The sequence below is a fragment of the Acuticoccus sediminis genome (assembly GCF_003258595.1).
GTDB lineage: Bacteria > Pseudomonadota > Alphaproteobacteria > Rhizobiales > Amorphaceae > Acuticoccus > Acuticoccus sediminis.
The window spans coordinates 792,216-806,619 of the sequence record NZ_QHHQ01000003.1 but is presented as its reverse complement, the minus strand read 5'-3'; the positions used below and the strand labels follow the sequence as shown (position 1 = coordinate 806,619).

The 14,404-nt window shown below is 61.8% G+C and carries 22 protein-coding genes; 8 read left to right on the top strand and 14 right to left on the bottom strand.

What is annotated here, in order from left to right:
- Positions 1 to 50: 50 nt before the first annotated feature.
- The 3 genes from DLJ53_RS17925 to DLJ53_RS17915 are packed head-to-tail and all read left to right on the top strand — an operon-like array spanning position 51 to position 1,713.
- Positions 51 to 485: a phage tail protein gene (locus tag DLJ53_RS17925; RefSeq protein ID WP_111347678.1), complete on the top strand. Its 435-nt coding sequence runs from the start codon at positions 51 to 53 to the stop codon at positions 483 to 485.
- A 9-nt stretch (positions 486 to 494) separates the two neighbouring features.
- Complete coding sequence (locus DLJ53_RS17920; protein ID WP_111347677.1) at positions 495 to 719, top strand: tail protein X; 225 nt, start codon at positions 495 to 497, stop codon at positions 717 to 719.
- Positions 720 to 723: 4 nt separating this feature from the next.
- On the top strand, positions 724 to 1,713 hold the full coding sequence (locus DLJ53_RS17915; RefSeq protein WP_111347675.1) for a phage late control D family protein: 990 nt from the start codon (positions 724 to 726) through the stop codon (positions 1,711 to 1,713).
- Here the strand turns inward: DLJ53_RS17915 and DLJ53_RS17910 are convergent.
- Positions 1,710 to 2,714, bottom strand: coding sequence for a glycosyltransferase family 2 protein (locus tag DLJ53_RS17910; RefSeq protein WP_162409335.1), 1,005 nt, complete (start codon positions 2,712 to 2,714; stop codon positions 1,710 to 1,712). The two genes, DLJ53_RS17915 and DLJ53_RS17910, sit on opposite strands and share 4 nt — an antisense overlap.
- 136 nt (positions 2,715 to 2,850) lie before the next feature.
- On the opposite strand from DLJ53_RS17910, the gene DLJ53_RS17905 reads away from it, so the two are divergent.
- The 4 genes from DLJ53_RS17905 (at position 2,851) to DLJ53_RS17890 (ending at position 5,127) form a co-directional block, all read left to right on the top strand.
- Entirely contained in the window at positions 2,851 to 3,672 is an 822-nt protein-coding gene (locus DLJ53_RS17905; RefSeq protein WP_111347671.1) for an N-acetylmuramoyl-L-alanine amidase, read from the top strand.
- 83 nt (positions 3,673 to 3,755) lie between these two features.
- Positions 3,756 to 4,262, top strand: a complete 507-nt coding sequence (locus DLJ53_RS17900; protein ID WP_146620010.1) for a hypothetical protein — start codon at positions 3,756 to 3,758, stop codon at positions 4,260 to 4,262.
- 82 nt (positions 4,263 to 4,344) lie between these two features.
- Complete coding sequence (locus tag DLJ53_RS17895; protein WP_146620009.1) at positions 4,345 to 4,797, top strand: hypothetical protein; 453 nt, start codon at positions 4,345 to 4,347, stop codon at positions 4,795 to 4,797.
- Between the two features lie 6 nt (positions 4,798 to 4,803).
- Entirely contained in the window at positions 4,804 to 5,127 is a 324-nt protein-coding gene (locus tag DLJ53_RS17890; RefSeq protein ID WP_111347666.1) for a hypothetical protein, read from the top strand.
- Between the two features lie 121 nt (positions 5,128 to 5,248).
- Here the strand turns inward: DLJ53_RS17890 and DLJ53_RS17885 are convergent, their stop codons facing one another.
- From DLJ53_RS17885 to DLJ53_RS17870, 4 genes are all read right to left on the bottom strand, one after another.
- Positions 5,249 to 5,695, bottom strand: a complete 447-nt coding sequence (locus DLJ53_RS17885; protein ID WP_146620007.1) for a hypothetical protein — start codon at positions 5,693 to 5,695, stop codon at positions 5,249 to 5,251.
- Between the two features lie 43 nt (positions 5,696 to 5,738).
- Positions 5,739 to 6,044: a molybdenum cofactor biosynthesis protein MoaE gene (locus DLJ53_RS17880; RefSeq protein ID WP_111347663.1), complete on the bottom strand. Its 306-nt coding sequence runs from the start codon at positions 6,042 to 6,044 to the stop codon at positions 5,739 to 5,741.
- A 378-nt stretch (positions 6,045 to 6,422) separates the two neighbouring features.
- Positions 6,423 to 7,013 carry a hypothetical protein gene (locus DLJ53_RS17875; protein WP_111347661.1) on the bottom strand — a complete coding sequence of 197 codons (591 nt, stop codon included), beginning with the start codon at positions 7,011 to 7,013 and terminating at the stop codon, positions 6,423 to 6,425.
- 183 nt (positions 7,014 to 7,196) lie between these two features.
- Positions 7,197 to 7,541 carry a hypothetical protein gene (locus DLJ53_RS17870; protein WP_146620006.1) on the bottom strand — a complete coding sequence of 115 codons (345 nt, stop codon included), beginning with the start codon at positions 7,539 to 7,541 and terminating at the stop codon, positions 7,197 to 7,199.
- Positions 7,542 to 7,862: 321 nt separating this feature from the next.
- Between DLJ53_RS17870 and DLJ53_RS17865 the strand changes: the two genes are divergently transcribed.
- On the top strand, positions 7,863 to 8,186 hold the full coding sequence (locus tag DLJ53_RS17865) for a YnfA family protein (RefSeq protein ID WP_111347657.1): 324 nt from the start codon (positions 7,863 to 7,865) through the stop codon (positions 8,184 to 8,186).
- Positions 8,187 to 8,358: 172 nt separating this feature from the next.
- On the opposite strand, the gene DLJ53_RS35230 is transcribed toward DLJ53_RS17865, so the two are convergent.
- The 9 genes from DLJ53_RS35230 to DLJ53_RS17830 all read right to left on the bottom strand — a co-directional run bounded on the left by DLJ53_RS35230 (position 8,359) and on the right by DLJ53_RS17830 (position 13,782).
- Entirely contained in the window at positions 8,359 to 8,517 is a 159-nt protein-coding gene (locus DLJ53_RS35230; protein ID WP_162409333.1) for a hypothetical protein, read from the bottom strand.
- A 745-nt stretch (positions 8,518 to 9,262) separates the two neighbouring features.
- A complete protein-coding gene (locus tag DLJ53_RS17860; RefSeq protein ID WP_111347655.1) occupies positions 9,263 to 9,472 on the bottom strand; it encodes a cold-shock protein in 210 nt (69 codons plus the stop codon).
- 1,165 nt (positions 9,473 to 10,637) lie between these two features.
- Complete coding sequence (locus DLJ53_RS17855) at positions 10,638 to 10,871, bottom strand: phage antirepressor N-terminal domain-containing protein (RefSeq protein ID WP_111347653.1); 234 nt, start codon at positions 10,869 to 10,871, stop codon at positions 10,638 to 10,640.
- A 113-nt stretch (positions 10,872 to 10,984) separates the two neighbouring features.
- Positions 10,985 to 11,188 (bottom strand): hypothetical protein, encoded by a 204-nt coding sequence (locus DLJ53_RS34765; RefSeq protein ID WP_146620005.1) that lies wholly within the window; start codon positions 11,186 to 11,188, stop codon positions 10,985 to 10,987.
- 572 nt (positions 11,189 to 11,760) lie between these two features.
- The gene (locus DLJ53_RS17850; RefSeq protein ID WP_111347652.1) at positions 11,761 to 12,039 is read right to left on the bottom strand and encodes a hypothetical protein; all 279 of its coding nucleotides are present in this window, start codon (positions 12,037 to 12,039) and stop codon (positions 11,761 to 11,763) included.
- A gap of 96 nt (positions 12,040 to 12,135) precedes the next feature.
- Entirely contained in the window at positions 12,136 to 12,411 is a 276-nt protein-coding gene (locus DLJ53_RS17845) for a hypothetical protein (protein ID WP_111347650.1), read from the bottom strand.
- Between the two features lie 133 nt (positions 12,412 to 12,544).
- On the bottom strand, positions 12,545 to 12,754 hold the full coding sequence (locus DLJ53_RS17840; RefSeq protein ID WP_111347648.1) for a hypothetical protein: 210 nt from the start codon (positions 12,752 to 12,754) through the stop codon (positions 12,545 to 12,547).
- A gap of 143 nt (positions 12,755 to 12,897) precedes the next feature.
- Positions 12,898 to 13,104, bottom strand: a complete 207-nt coding sequence (locus DLJ53_RS17835; RefSeq protein ID WP_111347647.1) for a hypothetical protein — start codon at positions 13,102 to 13,104, stop codon at positions 12,898 to 12,900.
- A gap of 12 nt (positions 13,105 to 13,116) precedes the next feature.
- Positions 13,117 to 13,782 (bottom strand): GGDEF domain-containing protein, encoded by a 666-nt coding sequence (locus DLJ53_RS17830; RefSeq protein ID WP_162409329.1) that lies wholly within the window; start codon positions 13,780 to 13,782, stop codon positions 13,117 to 13,119.
- Positions 13,783 to 14,404 lie beyond the last annotated feature (622 nt).

Genomic DNA, 14,404 nt, shown 5'->3' with positions numbered 1-14,404 from the left:
CCAGGGCGGCTCCCCGCTGCCCAGGCCAACCCCTGAAGCCGAGGTGAGCGATGGCCGGACCTTCTGTTCTGATCCTGGGGCCATACGCCTTCGAGGCCCTCGGCTTCGCCTTCCGTGACCTGGAGACCGGGATGGAGACCGGGTGGGCGGAGATCAAGACCGCGCAGGGCTGGGACGCGCTTCAGTACCTCGGCCCGTCCAAGCAGACGGTGTCGATCAAGGGTGTCCTCCATCCCGAGGAGTTCGGTGGTCAGGCCGAGAAGGCGGGGATCGAGGCGCTTGCCGTCTCCGGCGTCCCCGTCCCGCTGATCTCGCTGGGGGGTGTGGTGTTCGGTCTGTTCGTCGTCGAGGACGTCGACAGCCGCCAGGACACGTTCTCCGGACGCGGCCGCGCGCGCGTCGACCAGTATGGGATCCACCTGCGCCGCTACCCGGGCATCACCAGCGGCTCTGTCATCGGCGGCGCGATCCGCCTCTTCACGTAGGAGCGCGCCATGCCCTCGCCCGTCACCATCAAGGCGCTGCAGGACGACACGATCGACGCCATCGCCTATCGCCACTATGGCAAAACCGCCGGCGTGACCGAGCTGATCATGGCCGCGAACCGCCGCCTCAACGATATCGGACCGGTCCTGCCGATCGGCACCAAGGTCGTGTGTCCACCCGTCGAGCAAAAGAGCGCGCGGGCGCAGCCCGACCTGATCCGCCTCTGGGACTGACGCCATGCAGCCATCCGCGATCGTCACCGTCGGCGGACAGGTGATGGGTTCGCCCTTCTACTCGCGCCTGGTCTCGATCGACGTCACCGACGCCGAGGGCACCAGCAACGACACGGTCTCGATCCACCTGAACGACGGGTGGGAGGCCGGGATGCTGGCGATCCCGAACACGGGCGACCCGGTCACCGTCGCGCTGGGCTACGGGGCACCGGTGCTGCTCGGCCGGTACACAGTCGATACCGTCGAGGTGGAGTGCCTCCCCTACGCGATGCGGATCGGCGGGTCCTCCGCCGACATCCGGGCGAAGATGAAGCAGAACAAGTCCCGGCACTGGGACGAGAAGCCGTTGAGCACCATCGTCGAGGAGATCGCCGGCGAGCACGGCCTCGCCGCGAAGGTGAGCGGTTCGGTCGGGTCCACCGTGCTCCCGTGGGTGGGCCAGGTCGACGAGGGCGACATCCATTTCCTCGAGCGCCTGGCGGCGCGCTTCAACGCGCTCTTCACGGTCAAGAACGGGTCGCTGATCTTCGCCGAGCGCGGCAGCGGCCAGACGGCGGCCGGAGTGTCGATCCCCGGCTTCGTCATCACGCCGTCGGTCATCGTCCAGGGCACGTGCCGGTTCACCGCCGACGATCGCCCGTCGCACCAGAAGGTCGAGGCGTTCTGGCAGGACAAGGCCGAGGCGAAGCGGAAGATCGAGGAGGCCATCGCGGACGACGACGCCGAAGCGATTTATCGCATCGGTGAGATATTCGCGACGCAGGACGAGGCGAAGAAGGCGGCCGACAGCAAGGCGAAGGATCTGCAGCGCGCCACCAAGCGTCTGTCGGTCACCATCATAGGCAACCCGGCGGTCGCCGCCGGCCAGTCGGTCACCCTCGCCGGCGTCCGCCCGGGCGTGGATGGGGTCCCGTTCATCGCCAAGACGGTCCGCCACAGCTTCTCGAAAGGTGGCGGCTACACCACCGACATTGACGCCGAGCTGCAGGTCTAGGCGTTGGCCATGATCTCCGCGCGCGCTGCCTCGGCCTGGGCCAGCGCCTTCTCGAAGTTCACAAGCCGGAATGGTTGCTCGTAGTAGAGCTTGGTGTCGTCGTCCAAGGCCCGATAGGTTTCCACGGCAGCGACCGCGCGATCGATTGTGTCGAGGCGCGCGGCGCGGATCAGATCATCGATCTTGCAGTACTTGAAAAACTCTCGATAACCGGCGGCCCAGCGGGCCCTGGCGTCTTTGGGTGCATCCAACTGCGACGCGAACTTCTTGTTGATGTAGTACCGGTATCCAGCTCGGTTCGTCTTGAAGACTTCCGTGCTTCTCGGGCGGCCGCGGCTCAACAGGGCGAGGTACTCGATCAAGCTCCTGTGCATCCGATGGTAGACGAACGCCGGCCCAACGCTCGTCGGCATGGCGACAGTCTTGCTGTTGGACGAGCCCAGCCGATGGCCGCTCGCGACGTGCGTCGTGACCGCACCGTCCAGGACCGGGTGATGAGGGTGGAACCGGCGAACCGGCAGGTCCGCCCGCCAGATCGACTTGATGTGCGAGTTGATGTGCCCGACGACATCCTGGTCGGCCAGCGACGCAAATGGGCGCTCGTCGTTCACCGGCATCACCCAGTTCGCGCACGCGACGTCGGGCTGGCCGACGTCTGCGAGATAGGACTGCACGGAAGCGGTCAGCCCGGCAGGGCACCAGAACTCGTCGACATCAAGGGCAGCGAAATAGTCGGCGCTGACGCCAAGCGCATCGACCAGTCTCCGGTAGGCCGTAGGCTGAAAGTCCTTCGACTTGGGGATCGGATTGGCCGGGTCCTCGAGCAAGAACTGAATATCGCTGTTCGCCTTAGAGATCGCCGCAAGGATTTCGACGGTTCGATCATCTGTATTGTTCACGTAGATCGATATCGGAGCGAAGCCATGCCGAAGATGGTGGTAGACGAACTCCGCAATATACGCCGCCTCATTGGAGGCGATCACTAGCAAGGCGATCTTCACATCAACTCCCAAGCCTAAGCTGGGTCAGCATATCCGACCAGCCACAGACAACAACGCCAAGGGCGGCCATCGGGTCGCCCTTTTCGTTTCAGCGCCCCTCAGGGCTGCACGAAGCAGCCGCAGGGAGAGGACCCTCATGACATTCGCCATCAAGAACCACCGCCTCGACGGTGTCCGGTGGAACGCGACCCCGAACAGGTCGTCCGGCACGATCACCCCGGAGCTGATCATTGTCCACGACACCGCCGGCTCGTCGTTCTCCAGCTCGGAAAGCTGGATGACGAACCCGGCGGCCAAGGCGGCGGCGCATCTCCTCATCGGCCGTGCCGGCGACATCGTCCAGATGGGCGCGTTCAATCAGAAGCTCTGGCATGCCGGCTCGTCGTCCTGGAAGGGCCGCCAGTACTGCAACGGCTTTTCGATCGGGATCGAGTTCGACAACCCCGGCATCCTCGACAAGCATGGCGCCGCCTGGACAGGGCGCCGCTACGACGAGGCCGAGGACTGCTATTCCGAGTACCACGGCCACGTGATGGCGCTGCCGTACACCGAGGCGCAGATCGAGACCGGCGCGGAGATCGTCACCGCCATCTGCCGCCACTACGGCATCACTGAGCTCGCCGCTCACTTCGAGATCTCGCCCGGGCGGAAGTACGACACCACGCCGCTCTTTCCGCTCGAGAAGTTCCGGTCGATTGCCAAGGGCAATGCGGACCCAGATCCGATAGACGCGGATCCCGACGCCGACGGCACCGTCTCCGTGGACGGCCTCAACCTGCGCCGGTGGCCGTCCAACAACGACAACGTCATCGCCGTCCTCAACCACGGCGACACCATCGAGGTCATCCGGTCCGGCGTCTACGCCAATGGCTTCCCGGAGGCGCGCTGGCACCTGGTGAAGGCGGCCAGCCATCCCGAGCTGGGCTGGGTCCACTCCGCCTACGTCAACCTGATCTGATCTGATCTGATCCGGCCGCGTCCGCGGGCGCCGCGCGCCGACCCGACAGCCCGCCTATCCCACGATCACAGGTGAGAACCCTGATGCAACGAACGCTCATCATGGCGGGCGCGCTCGCGCTCGCATGCACGCCGGCCGCGGCGGCCGACTTCGCCCCGGTCGTCAACGTGTTCACCGAGACGCTCGCGACCATCGTCGCCTCCGCCGTCGGAGCCGGGATGCTCTGGCTCATCGCCAAGGCCGGCAAGACCGCCGAGAAGTACGGCGTGAAGGTGGACCAGGAGGCGCTCAACGCGGCCGCAGCGCGACTGGAGATCGCTCTGGAGCGCAAGCTTCGGGCTGAGCTCGGAAGTCGCCTACCTGGCACCATCGACTTCACGACCAAGAGCGAGGTCGTCAATCGGCTCGTGGACTACGCGGCCGAGCAGCTTCCCGACGGGCTCAAGGTGCTCGGGATGACCGCCGATAACGTCCGGCGCCTGGCGCACGAGATGGTGGAGGACTGGACCGGTGGAGCCGAGGCGATCGCGAAGGCGACACCGGCGCCGGCCGCCCCCCCGTACAGCCCCGGCGAAGGGGGCCTCACCTGATGCACTTCCGAGCCAAGATGTACCGCATGGGGATGGGGCGCCGTTTCAACGGCGTCCTCCTTCCGGATGATCGGGTGCCGGTTTGATGCTGATCGTCCGGCGGATCTCCAGAGGCGTCGCAGATCACTTCCCGATTCGCGTGTCCGAGTGGGTGATGGTCCACCCGACCTTCTGGATGGGCGTGGCCCTGATGGCTCAGCCGGACATCTTCGATAGCTCTCCGTCCTTTGCCGAGCTGGCTCGGTGGGCCGATGAGCGCGTCTGGTCCAGCATTGCAATCCTGTGCGCCTTCATCCGCTTCACCGCGCTCATGGTCAATGGCACGTTCCGAGGCTTCACGAAGTCGCCGCACCTTCGGGCCTTCGCATCGTTCGTCGGGGTCGCTTTCTGGTCGCAGGTCACGCTGGGGTTCGCGATCGCGGCAGGTGCCGGCGAGGGCGCATGGACCGCAGTGGCTGTCCATTCGACCCTCTTGCTCCTGGAGTTGGTCAACGTGCACAGGTCGTTCTCCGACATCGGCAAGTCCGCGCGGTAGGCCCGGATGAAGTGGCCGGACATCAACCTCACCGAGGTCTTCAACGGGATCATGATCGTCGGGGCTCTCGCCCTGGCGTGGGTCAGCCGGAAGCTCGGTACGAGAACCGCGGACGGCCAAGGCGAGCCCATGCAGCTCGCCGGCGCCGTCATCGACAACTCCAAGGCGGAACAGCTCGAGGCAGCGTTCGTCGCCCATACCGAGGCGCTCGAAGACAACACCAGGGCCATTCACCAGAGCCGGCGCGAGACGACGCACGCGATGGAGAGCCTCGAGCGCGAGATCCAGGACCTCACGCAGGAAACCATCAGGGCTGGCCGGCGCCAGTAGCCATCTTCAAATTGTGTCTTTTCGGAGGTTTACGCCTCCGCGAAGGGTCGCTCCTTGCTTCGGCAGGGGGCGGCCCTTTTTGCGTTTCCGCGGCCTTCACCCGTAGCGCAGCCATACCCTGTCAGCCGGCAACGTTAGGATGCTGCTTCAGCTCATTCTCCGCGAATAGCGCCCGAGCCCGGCGGGCGCGCTCCGGCATGATCGGCTTCGCGCCGGACTCCATCTCGAACACCTGCTTGTGCCGAGTGTTGTCGTTGCCGCCGAAACCCAGGGCCTCGCCGAACGCTGCCCGGCTCAAGCCGGTGGCTTCACGGATAGATCGGAGCTCGTCCTTGCCCATCACATGCTCGGCGCGGACCCGCGCCACATAGGCCTTGGCTTCCTCCACCGACCCGAACCAGCCCGACGGGTCAGGCAGCGACGCGAGCCACGCCCTGAGCGAGGCAATGTCGGCGTTCGGCGGCGCACCAGGCAAGGCACCGATTCGCGCGGCGAGCAGCTTGTCGCTCTTCTCGCTGAAAAGCGCCGGCACGGTTCCGTCGTCGTGAAACACGATTGCAACAGGCATCTGATCCTCCATTGGAAGTGGGAGGGGCCGAAGCCCCTCCGTCTCATTCGATGATTTCGGCCTTGCCGCCGACGGAGATAAAGACCGCTTCCTGATCGGTGACCGCGAGGACGTCGCGGGCGAGGGAGCGGAGAGCGTCGACAGCGGCGTCGCCATCGGTGGACGCGGAGACGATGACGGAAACCTCATCCTCGTAGAGGCGGCCTTCGTCGTTGAGCCAATAGCCCTTGGCCGCATAGACCGTGGCACCGCCGAAGAGGGTGCACACGTTGCCGATCGCGCGGTCGAGAACGTCGGCGTTGCTGGAGCCGTCGTTGTCGAGGTTCGGGATGATGATCTTGGTTTCCATTGCATCGACCTCCAATGTGGGCGCCATGCCCTGTCGATGCTCATAATTTATGGGCTGAAGCCCATAATTCAAGGCCCAATGTGAAGTGACTGGTTAAAATTTTGGCTCAGGGGAAAGGCCTATATCCCTGTTCCCACAGGTGACGCACCGCAGGGGGACGCGCCCGCCGAACTTGCTGGGATTGTAGTCCCGGCCGATGCGCTCGGCGATCGCGGGCACGTCCAGCGGTAGCCTCGAGCGCAGAAGCGAGTGCGACCGGTTGCCGTTCCATGTGATTCAGACCGTGCCCGATCGTAGTTCAACCGGTGGGAGCCCGTTAACTGAGACGTGGACTGCCGACTGAATCGTGCCATGCATGTCGTTTCTCAGGTCCGCGGCTTACGCGCCATTATGAGCGGTTGCGGAGATCACCGACCTCAAGTCGCCGCGCAGCCGCTCCAACATCGTTCGCTTAATCGAATTCTGGAAGTGGAGCTGGTTGGCCACGAGGCGAGGACGGACAGCGTCGAGGAAGTAGCGACGCCCTTTCGGCGCCGATGTCCATTCGAGGATGTTGTGGAGCTCCTTCATCACCATCATGAGGCGTCGGTCCGGTTGGGGCTCATTGTCGTACGCTTCGTTGATCAGCTCGGCGAACGTGATGAAGCCCATATCTTGGATCTCGGCGAGCGTGCCGGCGCTACCGACTACGAGGAATGGGCGGTGGAATATGATCGGTTTGATGGACTTCTCTGTGAACCTTATCGTCCCGAAATAGTCCGATTCGGCAACCAGGCATAACAGGGACCGTGATAGTGCTTTCGCTGGCAGAAAGCGCAGCAAGCCGCCGGACTCGATGATCGGCTCAATTTGCTCGAGCTTTGCCCTTTCCGCCTCGACCGCGGCCGCGAAGCTTGGGAGCAGCCTTCGCACCTCCTCGGATGCACTCTCAATGTCGAACAGCTTCGCCCGGTCGACATTGAAGGACATGATCGCCCGATCGGCGAGAGCGGGCTTCGAAAGCACGTAGGACGCGGCAGCGAGGCGATGTGGCCTCACCTTATTGTTGAGAAAGAGGAAGCGCGGGTCCGCGCCGTAAAGACCTTGGAAGTCGTGGGTTCCGACAATACTGGCGGAGTGGGCCGCTTCTAGGTCCGCCAGATAGTGGTGGAACTAGATCCATCGCGGCGGTGCGCTACCTACCTTAGCGAATGACTCGGCTAGTCTGGCGGGAGCGTTGCGGTCCTGTGAGACGTATACGAACTGCGAGATGGGGATGTCGTGCGCGCTGCAGAATTCGGCGATAGTGGCGGCCCGCTTTGTCGAGATCCATCCGACCTCGGTGGACCGGTCGAGAACGATGAAGTCAGACACGGATGGCTTCTGCGCAACAATCCGTTTCAGCTTCTCTTCAAGGTCCGATGTGCGCTCTGTCTCCGATTGACTTGGCTCGTCGAGATAGAAGATCCGGCCGCGGTCAGTCGCGATGAGGGGGGAGATCTCTTGCAGGTAGCTCAAGAGCAGGTAGGGTTTCTCTGAGACGGAGATTATTCGCACGAACGGCTTCCTTTCCCGTCGCTTGTCCTCTGTAGTTTGCGCAACGGTAGGGGATCTGGCGGCGTCCGCAAGAGATATATACTGCAGCTCGCCAACGGCAGCACGCGGCGAGGCTCAGCCCATGGGAAGCCAAGCGAGCTGCCGAGACGGCAGGCTATCGCGAACAGGACTTGGTGGTCGGAACGACCCGTGCAACGATTGGCCTGGATGGCCAACATAGGTTCGAAGGCGTAAATGGATCTACTTGAGGCATTCGTCGCGTCGTGACCTAGGATGCGTCCCATGTCCGTCGTCTGGTATGCCCTCGCCGCCCTCGCCGAAATTGCAGGATGTTTCGCCTTCTGGGCGTGGTTGCGTCTCGATCGATCGCCGCTCTGGCTGGTGCCAGGCGTCCTGTCGTTGATCGGCTTCGCCTGGCTGCTCACGCGCGTCGAGGCCGACTTCGCCGGCCGGGCATACGCCGCCTATGGCGGGGTCTACATCGCGTCGTCGCTGCTATGGCTGTGGCTCATTGAGAACCGGCCGCCGGACCGCTTCGACCTCGGCGGCGCTGCCCTCTGCCTGGTCGGCGCCGGGATCATTTTGTTGGCGCCGAGGACGGGGTAGGGTTCTCGTACGCCCGGGTTAATGCCGACACGTTCACGCCCGGCATCATCGAACGGGCAACGATCTCCTCCTTCGCCGATGTCAGCGCCGCCTAGTGGTTGCAGGGGTCGCATCCAGCCGGGACACCGTCGCGTCGATGACTTGGAGGCTTTTGTGTCCAGACGCTCCGCTCTTAACCTTTTTTTCCGATGCGAATACCCTTGAGCGCCCCGGGTGCTAACGTGATCGACTCCTGCAAATATTTGGGGCCAGCGCGCTTTTTTGCTTTCTTGGCGTCGCTGTCCCCGATTTTTTTGGGTTCTCTCTGGCTTCGCTTTTCGTTCTTAGCCATATACACCATCCCTATTGATCACTTACACAAGAGGACATCTCTTAATCCATACGCTATTGGGTTTATTATTGAAATATATTTCAATATTTTTGTATATTTCCGATGAAATGGAGTTCGTCTCCATGGATTAATAGCATCGTGCAATGTAATATCGCACAGTTGTTGAATTTGAGGTCAAAATTGATTTGAGATAGCAAGGCTATCTTTTGAGATTCACTGACCATTGCGTTGCCATTGATTGTCAGGACGCCTCTACGATCGCGCCTTCTGCGCAAAGCGAAGCTAATCGTTCCTAGCGGTGTGTTGCTTACGATCAAATCGGCCAAACCGCTTGCCGGCGGGGGGGTCATGGACGCCACTTTCCTGATTCTAGTGCAACATTCAGACGCGGGCTAATAGGCTATCGACCTATGCGCGGCGGCCGGTCGCGATCCGAACTCGACCACTGGGAAATTCGCTGCTGGCCCAGTTGATCCCCCATATGGAGACCGCGGACGAAAGCCAACTCGGTGTGGATTTCGACGCAACCCGGATCGAGGCAACCTACCCACCATTTCGTTCGAGTTGCCACGAGGAAGGCACCTTCACAGGCGGTGCCGATGAGCGGGGACATTCGACCTAATGGCGCCGGATTTCTGAAAATGGACCTGTGATTGATAGTAAAGTAGCTTCGATGAGCGACGACTCCTGGACGGGGTCGGCAGGACGACGCCTTAGGAGCCGCCGCTCATCAGGACGCGATCGGTTAGTCCGCAAGTCCCAAATTCGTGGCCGACTCGCGACCGTCGCGACCTTTCTCGATGTCGAACGTCAACTTTTGGCCTTCATCGATCTGATGAAAGCCAGCGCGCTCGACGGCAGAAATATGCAGGAACACGTCTCGCGTCCCGGTCTCCGGTTGGATGAACCCGAAACCCTTAGACGAGTTAAACCATTTCACTGTGCCTGTAGCCATTTGTGTCTCCTTGAGATGCGCTGCCCGCAGAGTGCGGCAGTTTTGGCGCTGTCAGAGCAAATCGCGGACTGCGGCCACAAAGGAGACAGTAGTTGATAGTCCTAACTCAGCTTGATTAAGCTAGTCTCGATGCCCCAAAAATTCAAGATAATTTATCAGAGAATCCTTTTTGAGCGGAATTTTTTGCGAAAATTATTTAAATTTCTTGGCGCAGATAAAGAAAAAGCCGGGCTGGCTGAGGGGTTTTCATTTTTGGTGGCGGCGCCAATCCTATTCTGCCCGCGCGTGTCCGATTGCGTCTCAATGTAGGATTTTCTGCGCTCAAAGCGCCTATCACGCCCCCATATTAGCGTGTAGAACCCGCAACGAAAGCAGTGCCGCGGATCGATACGTTTCTTCCCAGTGGGTTGGTGGTTCCGCGCATCAGCTGGTTGTGTTGACACTTCCCCAGTCCCACGATCTCGTCGTCGCGCTTGGCCTTCCGGACACATGAGCGGTGGTGAGCGCTGGGGCTGGGCTAAGGGGTGCTGCGCGCAGCTCCAGCGATCCAGAATGGGTCCGCCCGTGCAACCCCAAACTGAAATGTCCTTACTGCACTTGCGCGGACGCGCTGACACAGGGGCGAGCATAGGCTCTACGTGCCGCGTTAGTCCCCGGCCCACCGCCGCTCCTACAACGCGCGCCAGATCGGGCTCGGTAAGCAGCGGACCCCTTAAATAACCTGCTGCTGAAATCCGTGGCAACTATAAGTTCTGCTGCGGTTTCAAGCCAACGTCCTGTGTGGCACGCTCGGGCATCAACACCTTCCAACGAGTTCTCCAATGAGCCCACCTCTTGGTAAGGCAGTCGCTCGGAATGGCGCGCGCTGGCTCATGAAGTCAATCGGCGGCGACGATACTTTGCGCAGTATGATACCGTATTTTGGGGTTGAATTACTTTCAGATCGCTCGGTGAGACGCCTTCCATTTGCATCCAAGCATGATGGGCTTCGCTGGCTGCGGGCCGATTTTGCCTCAAACTGTCGGAGGCGAGTTGTATTGATGAGTGACGAAACGCTTCACTGAACTCGGGTCTTTGAAACATCCCGCCGTGCTCACGCTACTGCGCCGGTGTCGGTCTTCACCGTCGCGCCGGTAGGCGATGACGCGGTCCCGCAGCTCGGGCTTCACCCGGTCGGCATTGATACCGAAGAGGAAGCGTTCAGGAGCTTCAGCGGGAGAATGGTCGTGTGCTGCCCACCGGACGAAGCCATCAGCGTTACACTGATGGCTTCCGAGAGGACCGGGTCGCGCCGGACGTGATCATGGTGCCCTTGCCACGTCACCCCCATGGCTTCGACGATGGGCTTCAGCGCCACGTGCGGCTCGCGGTGTTGGTGCTGTGCCGCCGCTACTATCATCTACCACGTCTGCCCTGTCGCGATGATCAGTCCCGGCCCCACGTCGATCCGATTAGGAGCCGCTGTGCGGGACCGCCGCAGCAGTGTGGACGAGAGCGAAGAACGATCGGCCTTCAATGACGGAGGCGTTCGGTGAGATCTCGTACCCGAATCCGCCGAAGCCGAAGTACGGCATGCAGATTGGCCAGAAGTGCAATCGCATCGGTTGTGTCGACGTACATCGCCTCCAATTGTCCAACGCGGATGTCTTGCAGGACGTACTCTTCCTCAGTCTCAGCCCACAAGCGCTTTGCAATTTCCAAGTCTGTGTTGGTCATAGGACGCCCCTTGACCATTGTAGCATATGCCCACCGGAGGCAGGATCCGAGCGCTCCCGAGAAAGGTTCCGAAGCGGTCGTCGGGTTGGCCCAACCCTCTCGATCGGCCTCGGCCGAGCCGCGGGGATGTGCGAGGGTCGATAGGCTACCGGCAAAGGGACCGGCTGCTGCTCGAAGGCGCAGCAGCCGGCTAAGTTTGTTCAGAGTAGTGCAACATATGTACCTTTTGAGGGACATACTGTGCGTGAAAAGTTCTAAATTGGAATAATCTCGGTGGCAATGTCGAAACCTGGATTGGCCAGTCTATTTTGGCGATGGCGCGGCCGAATTTGGGACGACGCGCTTGTGCCGCTTCTGGCTCCGCGTGGCCGCCTCAAGGCCAGAATAGGGGCATCGCGATCGGCTTTGCCCCCCTATCCAGAGCAGTGATATCAAAGGATGTCTCCGGCGGACGACATACAGTGGCCATCGGTGACGTCGCTGCCGAGCTCTCCCTCGGCGGTGCGCCGGAACCGGCGAGGGGACGCCCGGCAGCAATCCTCGCCGGTTCCGGTTGGGGCTTGACCGGCGCATCAGAGGGGCGGGATGCGGTCTCCAAAAATCGCCTCGAGCGTTTGCCGGCCGACGTCAACGCGTTTCTCATCACGGTGCAGGTGCCGCCCCGAGAAAACGTCGTGCCATGCTTGAAACTCGGCTCGCCCTTGGAAGCGCCGTTCCATGATCGACTCGGAAACGTCCTCCCGGATGTCCTCGTAAGGATCCTGCAGCGCCAGGTGTCGCATGAGTGCGCCGACCGTCGCCTCGAGGTACGAGAGCCGCACCTTCATCAACTCGATTTCTCGTTCGTCCATGGCGGTCCAGATCTCCGATCGCGTGGATGGCAGCGGCCGGCGTACGATGGCCCGGCGCCGACCGCATCACGAGAATGCATGATCCCCGAACGCCGGTCAGTGCAGCGTGATGCCACCCTCGCGAAGCCCCTCCGGCGGTACCCATAGGAAGAGATAAGGGCAGTCCAAGACGTCGGCGATCCGTGCCATCGAGGCGATATCGAAGACGCGAGGATCGTAGTGCTCCTCGAGTTCGAATAGCCGCTCCTCCTCGACCTCCGCCCGCTCCGCGAGCATCTGAAGAGTCAGCCCCAGCATCCTGCGCCGTTCGAAGATGTAGTTCCGGCGGAAGAGCAGCGCCTTCCTGCGCGCGGATTGGCGACGTCGGCTCATGGGACACCTCCCGGCTTTTCTTATGGGTAGGGCATCACGTGCCTGGGGATCCAACAAGGCCTCGGCCGGATTGAGGGTTAACCGGCGCCGATGCACGACTGCCGTTGGGGCCCGTCCACCGAGACCGGATGGATCACCCGATTGGCGGCGCTGCATGCTCCAGCTCGTCCAGCATCAGGTTGATCGCCTCGACGCGCTCTTCGTCGAGCGCGAGACGCGCCAGGACTAGATTAATGCCGGCGCGGGTGAGCCAGACAGTTCCGCATTCCGGGATAACCACGGCAGCCAGCAAGGTCTCATCGGACCAGCTATCCATCACCGCCGCAACGTCGGTAAGGGGCAAATCCGCTGCTCTTGCCAAGTCTGCTGGCCTCACCGCCGGTCCAGCCGGCGTCAACCAACATTCGAATTTAAGGGCTCTGACCATCATCGGCCGGTCCCCGATATGGGCGCTAATCGTCGCCGGTGGATTTACGGTGTCATGGCTTACCGGCGATCGTCGATCGCGGGAAGACGGTCTTTTGGCGCGGACTCCGAATATTCCAAGAGGCGCCGCAGATACAGCACCTCCTGACGCGCCTGGTTCAGCCGAGTTCCGTGCTGCTCGGCCGCTCCCAGCATCTCCAGTGCCTCGAGGCGGCTCTCCGCTGTCATCAGACGCTGCCGGAGCCTTTCGCTGGTGTCACCGATCATGGTGCCGTTCGCCTATCGATAAATCGGTCTGTGCTCATGCTTCTTGGTCTTCGACGCGTAGAGTGCCTCGTCAGCCCGCGCATAAATCTCCGCCGGCGACCGCCCCTGATCCGGGAACAGTGTGAGGCCGATGCTCGCCGAGACGTTCAGGAGCTTGCCTGAGGCTGCAATAGGCTCTCTCACTATGCCCATGAGACGCTCAGCAACCTCCATCGCCCTCTCAACGGTCTCGACCTCGAAAACGATCACCGAGAACTCATCTCCCCCAAGCCGCGAGACAAGATCGCCCTGCTTCACGGCATTGTTCAGGCGCATTGAGATGACCCTCAGCACCTCGTCGCCGACCGGATGCCCGTAGACGTCATTGACCGGTTTGAAGTCGTCCACGTCGAGGAGGATCAGCGCGTGCTTGGTGACGAGCCCGGGTTCGGCCGCTGCGTGGAAGATCTCCTCGAAGTGGCGCCGATTTGCGAGGCCGGTGAGCGGATCGAGGAGGGCAAGCTCCAACGCCCGCCGCGCCTCCGTTTCCGCCTTCAGGCGACGCTCCAGCTCCAGCCGGTATGCGCGGCTTCGCCGATACCAGACAATGAACAATCCGCCGATCAGGATGCCGGCCAGGATCAGGGCCTCCTCGATCTCCAGAAGCAGGACCTCCGGCGATCGCTCCTCAAAATGCATGAGGACGTCATACTCGAGGAACAAAAAAGCCGCCGTTAGCATCACTGCAGCGATGATGGCGAGAGGCACCGCGTTTGCACGCAAGTGCCGCGAACCCCATAGGGCTCGGAAAGTGGGTTTAGTCATCTCGTCGTGGCCGTGTAGGTCGATAGGCGGGATGGCTGGGAGGGTGGGTAGTTGCCGAACCAACTCAGTTCGTCAATCTTGCCTCTCGGCTGATCGAGTTGATTCGGACTCAGAATCCGCCGGCGGCTCGGCGTCGATCAATCCCGCTGGTGATGAGGATGTCGGAGGGCTCGTCATCGATTTATCAGTCGCCTTACGAGCTGTTTTCAAGCGCACCCCAACGCCACGACGGCTCGCCAGGATAAACTGGATGCCGCCTGCCTCGAGGGCTTGGCAAATCCTTCTCACCGTATAGGCGCGGCCGCCGAGCGGTCCGTCGATGGCCTCTAGCCTAGCGATGGTCGGCGCGGACACCCCCGACCATGCGGATAGGTCAGATTGCGACCATCCTAGCAACGCTCGAGCGGCTTTCACCTGCCGTGACGTGATCATCGCGAATCTCAACTATAAGAAGAGCGCATCAACAGGCGCCATCGCCTATCTAATATGATTTCTA

Coding starts and splice junctions, on each gene's coding strand:
- DLJ53_RS17925 (WP_111347678.1), top strand. CDS start 51: ATGGCCGGACCTTCTGTTCTGATCCTGGGGCCATACGCCTTCGAGGCC.
- DLJ53_RS17920 (WP_111347677.1), top strand. CDS start 495: ATGCCCTCGCCCGTCACCATCAAGGCGCTGCAGGACGACACGATCGAC.
- DLJ53_RS17915 (WP_111347675.1), top strand. CDS start 724: ATGCAGCCATCCGCGATCGTCACCGTCGGCGGACAGGTGATGGGTTCG.
- DLJ53_RS17905 (WP_111347671.1), top strand. CDS start 2,851: ATGACATTCGCCATCAAGAACCACCGCCTCGACGGTGTCCGGTGGAAC.
- DLJ53_RS17900 (WP_146620010.1), top strand. CDS start 3,756: ATGCAACGAACGCTCATCATGGCGGGCGCGCTCGCGCTCGCATGCACG.
- DLJ53_RS17890 (WP_111347666.1), top strand. CDS start 4,804: ATGAAGTGGCCGGACATCAACCTCACCGAGGTCTTCAACGGGATCATG.
- DLJ53_RS17885 (WP_146620007.1), bottom strand. CDS start 5,695: ATGCCTGTTGCAATCGTGTTTCACGACGACGGAACCGTGCCGGCGCTT.
- DLJ53_RS17880 (WP_111347663.1), bottom strand. CDS start 6,044: ATGGAAACCAAGATCATCATCCCGAACCTCGACAACGACGGCTCCAGC.
- DLJ53_RS17875 (WP_111347661.1), bottom strand. CDS start 7,013: ATGTCCTTCAATGTCGACCGGGCGAAGCTGTTCGACATTGAGAGTGCA.
- DLJ53_RS17865 (WP_111347657.1), top strand. CDS start 7,863: ATGTCCGTCGTCTGGTATGCCCTCGCCGCCCTCGCCGAAATTGCAGGA.
- DLJ53_RS35230 (WP_162409333.1), bottom strand. CDS start 8,517: ATGGCTAAGAACGAAAAGCGAAGCCAGAGAGAACCCAAAAAAATCGGG.
- DLJ53_RS17860 (WP_111347655.1), bottom strand. CDS start 9,472: ATGGCTACAGGCACAGTGAAATGGTTTAACTCGTCTAAGGGTTTCGGG.
- DLJ53_RS17855 (WP_111347653.1), bottom strand. CDS start 10,871: ATGATAGTAGCGGCGGCACAGCACCAACACCGCGAGCCGCACGTGGCG.
- DLJ53_RS34765 (WP_146620005.1), bottom strand. CDS start 11,188: ATGACCAACACAGACTTGGAAATTGCAAAGCGCTTGTGGGCTGAGACT.
- DLJ53_RS17850 (WP_111347652.1), bottom strand. CDS start 12,039: ATGGACGAACGAGAAATCGAGTTGATGAAGGTGCGGCTCTCGTACCTC.
- DLJ53_RS17845 (WP_111347650.1), bottom strand. CDS start 12,411: ATGAGCCGACGTCGCCAATCCGCGCGCAGGAAGGCGCTGCTCTTCCGC.
- DLJ53_RS17835 (WP_111347647.1), bottom strand. CDS start 13,104: ATGATCGGTGACACCAGCGAAAGGCTCCGGCAGCGTCTGATGACAGCG.
- DLJ53_RS17830 (WP_162409329.1), bottom strand. CDS start 13,782: ATGCATTTTGAGGAGCGATCGCCGGAGGTCCTGCTTCTGGAGATCGAG.